This is a genomic window from Streptomyces sp. CNZ287 (genome assembly GCF_007827615.1).
The window spans coordinates 237,402-250,020 of the sequence record NZ_VISV01000010.1 but is presented as its reverse complement, the minus strand read 5'-3'; the positions used below and the strand labels follow the sequence as shown (position 1 = coordinate 250,020).

The 12,619-nt window shown below is 75.0% G+C and carries 10 protein-coding genes and 1 pseudogene; 8 read left to right on the top strand and 3 right to left on the bottom strand.

Going from position 1 to position 12,619, the window contains the following annotated elements:
• The first annotated feature begins 65 nt into the window (after positions 1-65).
• Entirely contained in the window at positions 66-1,229 is a 1,164-nt protein-coding gene (locus FB457_RS20005; RefSeq protein WP_047017117.1) for an ABC transporter ATP-binding protein, read from the top strand.
• A 104-nt stretch (positions 1,230-1,333) separates the two neighbouring features.
• Here the strand turns inward: FB457_RS20005 and FB457_RS20000 are convergent, their stop codons facing one another.
• Positions 1,334-2,452, bottom strand: a complete 1,119-nt coding sequence (locus FB457_RS20000) for an SAM-dependent methyltransferase (RefSeq protein ID WP_145782632.1) — start codon at positions 2,450-2,452, stop codon at positions 1,334-1,336.
• 94 nt (positions 2,453-2,546) lie between these two features.
• Between FB457_RS20000 and FB457_RS19995 the strand changes: the two genes are divergently transcribed.
• Positions 2,547-3,773 carry a sensor histidine kinase gene (locus tag FB457_RS19995; RefSeq protein ID WP_107086229.1) on the top strand — a complete coding sequence of 409 codons (1,227 nt, stop codon included), beginning with the start codon at positions 2,547-2,549 and terminating at the stop codon, positions 3,771-3,773.
• A gap of 57 nt (positions 3,774-3,830) precedes the next feature.
• A pseudogene (locus FB457_RS19990) lies at positions 3,831-4,504 on the top strand (response regulator).
• 122 nt (positions 4,505-4,626) lie between these two features.
• Here the strand turns inward: FB457_RS19990 and FB457_RS19985 are convergent.
• Together FB457_RS19985 and FB457_RS19980 are read right to left on the bottom strand one after the other, a co-directional pair.
• Positions 4,627-5,715: a DUF5937 family protein gene (locus tag FB457_RS19985; RefSeq protein ID WP_047017120.1), complete on the bottom strand. Its 1,089-nt coding sequence runs from the start codon at positions 5,713-5,715 to the stop codon at positions 4,627-4,629.
• Positions 5,712-6,890 (bottom strand): threonine aldolase family protein, encoded by a 1,179-nt coding sequence (locus FB457_RS19980; protein WP_047017121.1) that lies wholly within the window; start codon positions 6,888-6,890, stop codon positions 5,712-5,714. Before FB457_RS19980 ends, FB457_RS19985 begins: the two co-directional genes overlap by 4 nt.
• Before the next feature lie 238 nt (positions 6,891-7,128).
• On the opposite strand from FB457_RS19980, the gene FB457_RS19975 reads away from it, so the two are divergent.
• Genes FB457_RS19975 through FB457_RS19955 form a run of 5 tightly spaced genes read left to right on the top strand, consistent with a single transcriptional unit; the run spans position 7,129 to position 12,601 of the window.
• Positions 7,129-8,037: a Rossmann-like and DUF2520 domain-containing protein gene (locus tag FB457_RS19975; protein WP_047017122.1), complete on the top strand. Its 909-nt coding sequence runs from the start codon at positions 7,129-7,131 to the stop codon at positions 8,035-8,037.
• Positions 8,038-8,049: 12 nt separating this feature from the next.
• Complete coding sequence (gene panC, locus FB457_RS19970; RefSeq protein ID WP_186462011.1) at positions 8,050-9,009, top strand: pantoate--beta-alanine ligase; 960 nt, start codon at positions 8,050-8,052, stop codon at positions 9,007-9,009.
• Entirely contained in the window at positions 9,006-10,754 is a 1,749-nt protein-coding gene (locus tag FB457_RS19965; RefSeq protein WP_145782630.1) for an L-aspartate oxidase, read from the top strand. The genes panC and FB457_RS19965 overlap by 4 nt, the downstream gene beginning before the upstream one ends.
• A gap of 32 nt (positions 10,755-10,786) precedes the next feature.
• Entirely contained in the window at positions 10,787-11,803 is a 1,017-nt protein-coding gene (gene nadC / locus FB457_RS19960; RefSeq protein ID WP_047017124.1) for a carboxylating nicotinate-nucleotide diphosphorylase, read from the top strand.
• Positions 11,804-12,601, top strand: a complete 798-nt coding sequence (locus tag FB457_RS19955; protein WP_047017125.1) for a type III pantothenate kinase — start codon at positions 11,804-11,806, stop codon at positions 12,599-12,601.
• Positions 12,602-12,619: the final 18 nt, after the last annotated feature.

Here is a 12,619-nt window from a genome sequence, read left to right as displayed (position 1 = left end):
GGCAGCTCTATTAGACCCCCCGCCACTGACACCGGAAGCGGGAGGGCGGGGCAGAATGAGGAAACATGATCCGATTCGAGCACGTGACCAAGCGGTACCCCGATGGGATTACCGCGGTGGACGACTTGTCGTTCGACGTCGCCGAGGGCGAGCTGGTGACGCTTGTCGGCCCGTCCGGCTGCGGCAAAACCACCACCCTGAAGATGGTCAACCGGCTCATCGAGCCCACCAGCGGCCGTATCGAGGTCGACGGGCAGGACGTCATGGCCGCCGACCCGGTCGAGCTGCGCCGCCACATCGGCTACTGCATCCAGAACGTCGGCCTTTTTCCGCACAAGAACGTCCTCGACAACACGGCCACCGTGCCCCATTTGCTGGGCACGCCGCGCGACAAACGGCTGAAGCGGGCGGCCGAGCTGCTGGAGCTGGTCGGCCTCGACCCGCACGAGCACGGCCGGCGCTATCCCGACCAGCTCTCCGGTGGCCAGCGCCAGCGCGTCGGCGTGGCGCGGGCGCTGGCGGCGGACCCGCCGGTACTGCTGATGGACGAGCCGTTCGGGGCGGTGGACCCGGTGGTGCGCGAGCACCTGCAGAACGAGTTCCTCAAGCTGCAGGCGCGCATGCGGAAGACCGTGCTTTTCGTCACACACGACATCGAGGAGGCGGTACGCCTCGGCGACCGCATCGCGGTCTTCGGGAACGGGAAGATCGAGCAGCTCGACTCGCCGGCGGCCGTCCTGGGCGCACCCGCGACCCCGTACGTGGCCGACTTCGTCGGGGCCGACCGGGGCCTGAAACGGCTGTCGGTCACCGAGATAGAGCTCGGAGACCTGGAGCAGCCGCCGGTGGTCCGGCTCGACGACGACGCGCGCGGTGCCGCGGCGGCGCTACGGGACGGTGGCGCGCGGTGGGCGGTCGTGCTGGACGGCGAGGGCGAGCTGCACGGGTGGGTCGCGGCCGACGAGATCGCCAAGGGCGGCGCGGTGTCCGACTACGCGCGGCGGATGGACGCCTGGCTGCCGCTGGGGGCGAGCCTGAAGAAGGCGTTCGCGACGATGCTGCAGTACGACGCCGGGTGGATCGCTGTGGTGGACGACGAGCAGACGGGCCGCTTCGCGGGCGTCCTGACGCCGGCGAGCCTGCACGAGGCGCTGCGGCGGTCGATCGACGCGGACGCGCGCGCGGTCGCGCGGGCGGAGGTGGAACTGGACTCGCTGCCGCAGCTCTGAGGCGCGCCGGCGGGGGTGGGGGGAGCGGCAGCACGGGTGCGGGCGCTGCGGGTCCCGTACCGGCCGCGCGACGCCGCTGCGCGGCCCGTACGGGGCCCGCGGTGTCAGGGGAGGACCGGGGCGATGCCCACGTGGTGGGCCAGCCACGTGAAGCCCCCGAGCCCGGCGGGGTCGAGGAGCTCGGCCGCCTGACCCGCGGTGGCGAGCCGCCGCAGGTAGCCGGCCGGGTCGGTCCTCGCGAGCGCCAGCGGCGGCCGGCTCCCGTCGAGCCCGAGCCCCCGCAGCGCCTCCCGCTGTGACATGAGCAACGCCGGTCCGCCCCGCTCCGGCGCCGCGGCGGCCACCGCGTCCAGGGCCACGTGCGCCGTCACGTCGCAGCTTCCGTCCGGGACCGGCCTCACCTCCTGGCCGTCGCGGAACGCCGTCAGCGTGCCGTACGGAGGGCGGGCGGCCCGGGTGTGGGCGTAGTCCGCGGTCAGCGCCAGGCCGGCGGTGAGCGTCGTGAGCGCCGCCGACCACGCCGCGTCGCGCGGGGCGCCGATCTCCGCGCGGCTGCCCGGCGGCGCACCCGCCAGCGGCCACCAGCGGCGCAGCCACTCCGCATCCGCGCCGCGGACCTCCGCGCCCAGCCGCTCCGTGCCGTCCGCCGCGACCTCCACGTACCGCGGCACACCCTGCCCGTCCGTCTCCGCGACCTCCACCGGCACGTTGTCCAGCCACTCGTTGGCGAACAGCAGCCCCCGCACCCCCTCCGGCGGCCGTGCCAGCCACGTGATCCGCCCGTCCGGCTCCTCCGGCGGCGGGCCGACCTCCACCGCGTACGCCCGCAGCCGCCCGGGTCCCTCGTACGCCGCCAGCACCCCCGTCAGCAGCTCTCCCCGCCCCGCACCGACGTCCACCACGTCCAGCTCCGCCGGCCGCCCCAGTGCGACCGCCGTCCGCCGCACCAGCTCCGCCACCGCCGCCGCGAACAGCGGCGAGGCGTGCACCGAGGTACGGAAGTGCGCCGCGGCCCCGGTGCCGGGCCCGCCCCGGCGGTAGAAGCCCTCCGGCCCGTACAGCGCCCGCAGCATGGCCTCCCGCCAGCGCAGCCGGCCACCCACGCCCGAGCCCCCACCGGATGCCGTCTCCGGGCCAGGCTCCGGACCCGCCTGTGAGCCCGCCCCAGGCCCAGCCCCCGCCTCCGCGCCCGCGCCCCGTCCGCCCGTCCCACCGTTCTCCACAGGCGCATCCTCCACCCTGCGGAGTAGATGCATGAGCCAGGGATCGCCCCGCGGACTGACTCCCGCTTACGCGCGCGTGCCTACGCTGGGTGACGTGCAACGTGTCTACGATTTCCTCCGCCGTCATCCGACGCTGGTCGACAGCTTCTGGGCTGTCTGCCTCGTCCTGATGACCGGTGCCTGGCTGATCGCCGTGGACACGGCACCCGAGGACAACGAGCACGCCCCTCTCACCGACGTCGCGAAGACGATCGCGCTGGTCATCGGCATCGGCTACGCCGTCGTCGTCGCCCTGCGCCGCCGCTGTCCCGAGCGCATGCTGCTCGTCGCCGGCGGGCTCGGCGTCGTGCAGGTCGTGGTGGATTCGAGTCCCGGCCCGGCGAACTTCGCCATGCTCGTCGTCATCTTCACCGTCGCCGCGGGCGACGTGCCGTGGGCGTCGCGGCTGGCGCTCATCGGCGCCGCCGTCGCGCCCGTGGTCAACCAACTGCGGTGGCCGGCCGCCAGCGAGAACTTCGTCCAGCAGACCGTCGGCCTCGCCTTTCTGACGGTCCCGTTCCTGCTCGCCTGGGTGCTCGGCGACTCGCTGCGCACCCGCCGCGCCTACTACGCGCAGCTTGAGGAACGGGCCGCCCGCCTGGAGCGGGAGCGGGAGACGCAGTCGCGGATCGCGGTCGCGGCCGAGCGGGCGCGGATAGCCCGCGAGCTGCACGACGTGGTGGCGCACAACGTCTCCGTCATGGTCGTGCAGGCCGACGGCGCCGCGTACGTGCTGGACAGCGCGCCGCAGCAGGCCAAGGAGGCGCTCACGACGATCTCCGGCACCGGCCGGCAGGCGCTGGCGGAGATGCGCCGGCTGCTCGGCGTGCTGCGCACCGGCGACCCGGGCGCGGGCAGCGAGTACGTGCCGCAGCCCGGCGTGGAGCAACTGGCGGAGCTGGTCGAGCAGGTACGCGGCGCGGGGCTCACGGTCTCGTTCGAAGTAGCCGGCTCGCCGCGGGAGCTGCCGAGCAGCATCGAGCTTGCGGCATACCGCATCGTGCAGGAGGCGCTGACCAACACCCGCAAGCACGGCGGCCCCGAGGCGGGCGCCGCGGTGCGGCTGACGTACGCGGAGGGCGAACTGCAGGTGCTGGTCGAGGACGACGGCCGCGGCTCGCTGCCCGAGCTGTACGAGGAGGGCGGCGCCGACGGCCAGGGCCACGGGCTCATCGGCATGCGCGAGCGCGTGGGGATGACCGGCGGCGAGCTGGACGCGGGGCCGCGGCCCGGCGGCGGCTTCCGGGTACGTGCGGTGCTGCCGCTGAAGACGGCCGCCTGACCGGCCGCGGGAACCCGGGGCGGCCCACGCCGCCCCGAGGAGAGAGAAGGGACTCACGTGACGATCCGGGTCATGCTCGTGGACGACCAGGCGCTGCTGCGCACCGGCTTCCGGATGGTGCTGGCCGCCCAGCCCGACATGGACGTCGTCGCGGAGGCAGGGGACGGCGACGAGGCGGTGCAGCTCCTCGCCGTGACGAAGGTGGACGTCGTGCTCATGGACGTACGCATGCCGCGCCTCGACGGCGTCGAGGCGACGCGGCGCATCTGCGCGGACAAGCCGGCGGAGGCGCCGCCGAAGGTGCTGATCCTGACCACCTTCGACCTGGACGAGTACGCCTTCTCCGCGTTGCAGGCCGGGGCGTCGGGCTTCATGCTCAAGGACGTGCCGCCCGGCGACCTGCTGAGCGCGATCCGGGCCGTGCACAGCGGCGACGCGGTCGTCGCGCCGAGCACGACGCGGCGGCTCATCGACCGGTTCACCGCCGTGATGCCCGCCCCGGCGGGGGAGCGGGCGCACCCGGAGCTGAAGCGGCTGACGGGCCGGGAGCGCGAGGTGCTGCTGTTGATCGCGCAGGGGTTGTCGAACGGGGAGATCGCGGCGCAACTGGTGCTGTCGGAGGCGACGGTGAAGAACATGTGGGGCGGATCCTCACGAAGCTGGAGCTGCGGGACAGGGTGCAGGCGGTGGTCCTGGCCTACGAGACGGGTCTGGTACGGGCCGGAGGCTGACGGCGTACGGAGGCCCGCCGCGGGCGTACGGGCACGCCGCAGGCACCGCCGGCCCGCCGGTACGGGCGGCCTCGAGCCGTCCGGCGTGCGGAAGGCCGTGCGCGACGCGGCGCCGCCCCGTCTCAGCGCAGCAGGCCCTCCAGCAGCGACCCGCCCAGGCGGGCGACCGCGGGCAGCGACAGTTCGTACTGCACGTACCGCCCGCGGCGCCGCGTGACGACCAGCCCGGCCCTCTTCAGCACCGCCAGGTGCCGGGAGACCTCCGGAGCCGTCAACTGATGCACGGCGGCCAGCTCGCCCGTCGTCGTCGGCGTCCGCGAGATCGTGCGGCAGAGCCGGAGCCGCACCGGGTGCGCGAGCGCTTCGAGCCGCAGTTGCAGCGTCTCCAGCGTCGGCGCCCGGGGCAGGTCCGGCGACGGTATCGGGTACTGGATCACCGGCTGCCAGCCCGGCGCGTACACCACGAGCACGTGCGGCCAGCCGAACGCCGTCGGCAGGAAGGTCACGCTCTCGCTCGCGACCGCGCCGCCGTTGCTCAGCTTGTCCGCGACGATCCGGACGGAGCCGTCCTCGCCCTCGTCGAGCCGGAGCGCGCTCGACACGTCCGCCAGCGTCGCCGCCAGGCCCTTGCGCCGCAGCAGGTCCGTCTTGTGCCGGGCGTCCGCGGCCAGCGAGTGGCGCACCTGCTCCCACGTCTCGTCGAAGAACGCCTCCGCGCAGTCCTCGAAGAGCCGCCGCAGCCACACCCGCAGCCCGTCGGGGTCGGCGAGCATCCGCTCCACGAACGCCGCCTGCCGCGGGCCGCGGGCGGCCGCGCGCTCGATGGCGATCCGGCGGACGACCGGGTCGGTGTGCGGCGAAGGGCTGCCGTACTGGTACGCCGGGTTGCAGACGATCTCGAACGCGGCGGTCACGAACATGTCGTCCGGTATCCGGTCGAGCGCGTCCAGCTCCTCGGCGAGGGTGGCTTCCGGCGCGGCGGGCAGCAGGATGTCGGCCCGCCCGGCGCTCCACAGGAACTCCCCCTCGCTCAGCCGGTCCGCGAGCCCGGGGTCGAGCGCCGCGGCGGTCGCGGTCGTCCACTCGGCCGCCCCCGGGTGGTGCCCGGGCGCGGCGAGCGCGTGCAGAGCGGCGCCCAGCTCGGCGAGCGGGGAGGGAGTGAAGCCGATGCGCTCGACGGCCAGGCCGGTGATGTCGAGGGTGACGCTCATGAATCCATGGTCGGGTACGGGACTGACAGCGCCGGGGGCCGCGGGCCCCGCACCCGCTCCACCAGCGCCCCCGCCTCCCGTGCCACGTCCTCCGCCGACCACGCCAGCCCCGGCTCCGTCACCGTGACTTCCGTCACGGACAACCCCGGCGGGTCCCCCGGCTCCGTCCACACCCGGAACAGGCACGTCCCGGTCTCCGCCGCCAGCGCCGTCCCCGCGTCCATCAGAGCCTCCGCCCCGTACGGCAGCCAGACCTGGAACTGGTGCGTGTGCGGCACCGCGGGATGCACGCGGAAGAACGGCACCCCAGCCCTGGCGAACCCCTCCCGCAGCGCCTCCGCGACGACGCGCGCGTGCGCCACGTACGACGGCAGCCGCGGCAGCTCCCGCTGCAGCCCCTCCAGCGCGGCCAGCGCCGCCGGCCACTGCTGGAACACCTGGCCGCCGTACCGGTGCCGCCACGCCCGCGCCTCCTCCACGAACCCCGCCGGGCCCGCCAGCGCCGCGCCTGACAGCCCGCCCAGCGACTTGTAGTACGAGACGTACACGCTGTCCGCGAGCCCCGCGATCTCCGCCAGCCCGCGCCCGAGGTGCGTCGTGCACTCCCACAGCCGGGCGCCGTCGAAGTGGACGACCGCCTCCCGCTCCCGCGCCGCCGCGACGACCTCCTCCAGCTCCTCCCACTCCGGGAGCACGAATCCCGGCTCGCGCATCGGCAGCTCCAGCATGAGCGTGCCGAAGGGCTCGCCCAGCGCCCGTACCTCCGCCGCCGTCGCGGCCCGCGGCGCGCGCGTGGGGTGCACGGCGCGCAGCCCGGTGACCACCGCGTACGCCGACCGCTCGTGCACCTCCAGGTGGGCCAGCGGGTGCGAGGCGACGACGCGGCTGCCGGTGCGCTCCGCCCAGCAGCGCAGCGCGACCTGCTGCGCCATGGTGCCGGTGGGGAAGAACGCCGCGTCCTCGCAGCCGAGCAGCTCCGCCGTGCGCTCCTCCAGCTCGCCGACGATCCCGCCGGCGTAGACGTCGACCTGCTGGCCGAGGTCGACGCCGCCGGGCCTGGCGGTGGCGAGGCGGGCCAGGCGTGCGGCGATGGTGGGGAGGGAGGCCGAGAGGGTGTGCTCGGCCGCCGCCCACGTCGCGCGCCTGCGGGTCATGAGGTCGTCCGCGTCCGTCATGGGCCCAGATCATGCCCGCCGCCGTGCCCCCGCCACACCGGGTTTACGCATTGGCCGCCCCTCCGCGCGGGGCGGCACGCGCGCGGAGGGACACGGGCCGCCCCGCCTGCGCGCGTACGCGTGCAGGACGCACTCGTGCCCGTACAGCGTGCTCAGACACACACCGGCAGCCGCCCCGGCCGCAAGTACCATGAACCCGTACGTCCGGTACCCGAAGCGGACTGGAACGGAAGGCGACGTGAACCCCAGCCCCACCCCCGAGCCGCAGGAGAAGCCCGCCCGGCTCGCCGTCGGCGTGGTCGGCGCCGGCCGGGTCGGCCCGCCGCTCGCCGCCGCGCTCGCGCTGGCGGGCCACCGCCCCGTCGCCGTGCACGCCGTCTCCGACGGCGCCCGCAGGCGGGTCGAGGAACTGCTGCCCGACGTGCCCGTCACCGAGCCCGCCGAGGTGCTGGCCCGCGCCGACCTCGTGCTGCTCACGGTGCCCGACGACGTGCTGCCCGGCCTCGTCGAGGGCCTGGCGGGCACCGGCGCCGTACGGCCCGGGCAACTGCTCGTGCACACCTCCGGACGGTACGGTGCCGCGGTGCTGGAGCCCGCCACCCGCGCGGGCGGGCTGCCGCTCGCGCTGCACCCCGCGATGACGTTCACCGGCACCGCCGTCGACGTCCAGCGCCTCGCCGGCTGCTCCTTCGGCGTCACCGCGCCGGGCGAGCTGCGTATGGCGGCAGAGGCTCTGGTCGTGGAGATGGGCGGGGAGCCGGAGTGGGTGGAGGAGGCGGCCAGGCCGCTGTACCACGCGGCGCTCGCCATCGGCGCCAACCATCTCGTCACGCTGGTCGCGCAGTCGATGGAGCTGCTGGCCAGGGCCGGCGTCGGGGCCCCCGACCGGATGCTGGGCCCGCTGCTCGGCGCCGCCCTCGACAACGCGCTGCGCAGCGGCGACGCCGCGCTCACCGGGCCGGTCGCGCGCGGCGACGCGGGCACCGTGGCGGCGCACATCGCGGAGTTGCGCGTGCACGCCCCGCAGGCCGTGCCGGCGTACGTCGCGATGGCCCGGGCGACGGCGGACCGCGCGCTGGCGGGCGGGCTGCTCAAGCCGGAGCTGGCCGAGGACCTGCTCGGGGTCCTCTCCGACGGAGGACGCTGAGGGACGGCGACGATGACCGCTCTGCTCGTACACCAGGCCGCGGAACTGCCGGAGCCGCCGGGGGCGCATGAGCCGCCGGAAGCGCCCGGTGCCGCACCCGAACGCCCGGCGCGCGCCGTGGTGATGACCATGGGCGCGCTTCATGAGGGTCACGCGGCCCTCGTCCGCGCCGCCCGCGCGGAAGTCGGCCCGCACGGGCAGGTCGTGGTCACCGTCTTCGTCAACCCGCTGCAGTTCGGCCCCGGCGAGGACCTGGACCGCTACCCCCGCACCCTCGACGCCGACGTCCTGCTCGCGGGCAAGGAGGGCGCGGACGTCGTCTACGCACCGTCCGCCGACGAGGTCTATCCGGGCGGCGAGCCGCACGTGCGCGTCAGCGCCGGGCCGATGGGGGAGCGGCTGGAGGGCGCGTTCCGCCCGGGGCACTTCGACGGCATGCTGACCGTCGTCGCCAAACTGCTCCATCTCACCCGGCCGGACGTGGCGCTGTACGGGCAGAAGGACGCCCAGCAACTCGCCCTGATCACGCGGATGGTGCGCGACCTGAACTTCCCGGTACGGATCCTCGGCGTGCCGACCGTACGCGAGCCGGACGGGCTCGCCCTGTCCAGCCGCAACGTGTACCTCTCCGCGCCGGAGCGCCGCACCGCGCTCGCGCTGTCCCGCGCGCTGTTCGCGGCGCGCGAAACGGCGGGCGCGGCGGGCACCCCGCGGGAAGCGCTGGCCGCGGCGGAGTCCGTGCTGCACGACGCGGGCGCGCTGACGCCCCCGCTGGAGCTGGACTACGCCGCGCTGGTGGACCCCGCGGACTTCACCCCGGTCACGGACGCCGGGCCACGGACGCCGCAGGACCCGGACGGCACGCCACGAAAGGACGGCCCCGCCCGCGAGGCCGTCCTCGCCGTCGCCGCCAAGGTCGGCACCACCCGCCTCATCGACAACATCCGCCTCACCTTCGGGGGTGCCAGATGACCGCGATACGGCTCGGCGCCCCCGCCCCCGGCTGGGTGCTGGACACCGACGTCGTCGTGGTCGGCTCCGGCGTCGCCGGCCTCACCGCCGCGCTGCGCTGCGCCGAGGCGGGCCTGCGGGTCGCCGTCGTCACCAAGGCCAACTTCGACGACGGCTCCACCCGCTGGGCCCAGGGCGGCATCGCCGCCGCCCTCGGCGACGGCGACAGCCCCGAGCAGCACCTCGCCGACACCCTCGTCGCGGGCGCCGGGCTGTGCGACGAGGACGCCGTACGCACCCTCGTCACCGAGGGCCCCGCCGCCGTGCGCCGCCTCATCGCCACCGGCGCCGCCTTCGACACCGACCCCGCCACCGGCGCGATCGAGCTGACCCGCGAGGGCGGCCACCACCGCCGCCGCATCGCCCACGCGGGCGGCGACGCGACCGGCGCGGAGGTCTCCCGCGCGCTGGTGCAGGCGGTGCGCGAGGCGGGCATCGAGACCGTCGAGCACGCGCTCGTACTCGATCTGATCAAGGACGCGGAAGGGCGCGCCGCCGGCGTCACGTTGCACGTCATGGGCGAGGGCGCGCGCGACGGCGTGGGCGCCGTGCACGCCCCCGCGGTGGTGCTCGCCACCGGCGGCATGGGCCAGGTCTTCTCCGCGACCACCAACCCTGCGGTCTCCACCGGCGACGGCGTCGCGCTCGCGCTGCGCGCCGGCGCGGAGGTGTCGGACCTGGAGTTCGTGCAGTTCCACCCGACGGTGATGTTCCTGGGCCCGGACGCCGAGGGCCAGCAGCCCCTGGTCTCCGAGGCGGTACGGGGCGAGGGCGCCCACCTCGTCGACGCCGGCGGCGTGCGGTTCATGGTGGGGCAGCACGAGCTGGCGGAGCTGGCGCCGCGCGACATCGTGGCGAAGGGCATCACGCGGCGCATGCGCGAGCAGGGCGCCGACCACATGTACCTCGACGGGCGGCACTTCGGCGCGGAGATGTGGAAGCAGCGCTTCCCGACGATCTTCGCCGCCTGCCGCGCCCACGGCTTCGACCCGGTCCACGACCTCGTCCCGGTCGCCCCCGCGGCCCACTACGCCTCCGGCGGCGTCGTCACAGACCTGCGCGGCCGCACGAGCGTCCCGGGCCTGTACGCCTGCGGTGAGGTGGCCTGCACGGGCGTGCACGGCGCGAACAGGCTGGCGTCCAACTCCCTCCTGGAGGGCCTGGTCTTCGCCGAGCGCATCGCGGCGGACGTCGCGGCCGCGCCCGTACGGGCGGAACCGGCCGCGCCGGAAGAGAAGCGTCCGCCCCTGGAGATCCCCCTCCTGCCGCAGGACGCGCGCGCGGACATCCAGCGCGTCATGACCGCGGGCGCCGGCGTCCTGCGCTCCGCCGCCAGCCTGGACGGGGCCGCGTCCGCACTGGGCGCGATACGCGACACCGCGCGCCCCGCGCCCGCGGCGCCGTGCGTGGAGACCTGGGAGGCGACCAACCTGCTGCTCGTCGCGCAGGTCCTCGTCGAGTGCGCGAGGCGCCGCGCCGAGACCCGCGGCTCGCACTGGCGCGAGGATCACGCCGACCGCGACGACGCCCGCTGGGCCCGCCACTTCCTCGTCACCCTCACCTCCGATCCCGTACGCCCCGAGAGCCCCGAGAGCCCCGAGAGCCCCGAGAGCCCCGAGAGCCCCGAAGACCCCGCACACCCCGCACACCCCGCACTCGCCGTCCGGACCACGGCCGGCACCGCCTTCCACCGGGAGACCCCGTGAGCAGCACCCCAGAGCCCCACCGACCCCAGCCCGTGGAGCTGACGCTCCTGCCCCTCGGCGGCCCGGACACCGGCGCGGGGGGCTGCGGCGACGCCTGCGGCTGCGGGGCAGGCGACGGTGCTGCCGACGGGGCGTACGGCCACGACCCCCTGGAGTGCGGCCTCGACCCCGGTCTGGCCCAGCTCCTCGTCGACGCGGGCCTCGACCCCGTCTACGTCGAGGACGTCGCCCACCTCGCCGTCGAGGAGGACCTCGACCACGGCGTGGACGTGACGACCGTCGCCACCGTCCCCGAAGACGCCGTGGCCACCGGCGACTTCACCGCCCGCGAGGCCGGCGTGGTCGCCGGCCTGCGCGTCACCGAGGCGGTCCTCTCCGTCGTCTGCACCGACGACATGGAGGTCGAACGGCACGCGGAGGACGGCGACCTGGTCGCGCCCGGACAGCGGCTGCTGACGGTCCGTACCCGCACCCGCGACCTCCTCACCGCCGAACGCAGCGCACTCAACCTCCTTTGCCGCATGTCCGGAATCGCCACCTCCACCCGCACCTGGGCCGACGCGCTCAAGGGCACCGCCGCGAAGGTCCGCGACACCCGCAAGACGACGCCGGGACTGCGCGCGCTGGAGAAGTACGCGGTGCGCTGCGGCGGCGGCGTCAACCACCGCATGTCGCTGTCGGACGCGGCGCTGGTCAAGGACAACCACGTGGTCGCGGCGGGCGGCCTGGCCGAGGCGTTCCGGCTCGTACGGGCCGAGTTCCCCGACCTGGACGTGGAGGTGGAGGCGGACACCCTGCACCAGGTGCGCGAGGCCGTCGACGCGGGCGCCGACCTCATCCTGCTGGACAACTTCACGCCCGTGGAGACCGAGGAGGCCGTCGCGCTGGTCGCCGGCCGCGCCCGGCTGGAGTCCTCCGGGCGGCTGACGCTCGACAACGCGCGCGCGTACGCGGAGACGGGCGTCGACTACCTGGCCGTCGGGGCGCTCACCCACTCCACCCCCATCCTCGACATCGGCCTCGACCTGCGCGAGGGGGGCGACGGCTAGATGCTCCTCACCATCGACGTCGGGAACACCCACACCGTCCTCGGCCTCTTCGACGGCGAGGAGATCGTCGAGCACTGGCGCATCTCCACCGACGCCCGCCGCACCGCCGACGAACTCGCGGTGCTGCTCCAGGGCCTGATGGGGATGCACCCGCTGCTCGGCGAGGAGCTGGGCGACGGCATCCACGGGATCGCCATCTGCTCGACCGTCCCCTCGGTGCTGCACGAACTGCGCGAGGTCACCCGCCGCTACTACGGCGACGTCCCCTCCGTGCTCGTCGAGCCGGGCGTGAAGACCGGCGTCCCCGTCCTCATGGACAACCCCAAGGAAGTCGGCGCCGACCGCATCATCAACGCCCTGGCGGCGGCCGAGCTGTACGGCGGCCCGGCCATCGTCGTCGACTTCGGTACGGCGACGACGTTCGACGCGGTCAGCGAGCGCGGCGAGTACGTCGGCGGGGTCATCGCGCCGGGCATCGAGATCTCGACGGAGGCACTGGGCGTACGCGGCGCGCAGTTGCGCAAGATCGAACTGGCCCGGCCGCGGTCGGTGATCGGCAAGAATACGGTCGAGGCGATGCAGTCCGGCATCCTCTACGGGTTCGCGGGACAGGTCGACGGCGTGGTCAACCGCATGGCGGCGGAGCTGGCCGACGACCCGGACGAGGTGACCGTCATCGCGACCGGCGGGCTGGCGCCGATGATGCTCGCCGACTCCTCGGTGATCGACGAGCACGAGCCGTGGCTGACGCTGATCGGCCTCCGCCTGGTCTACGCGCGGAACGTCTCGACCGCCTGACCGGTACACGGCAGCGGC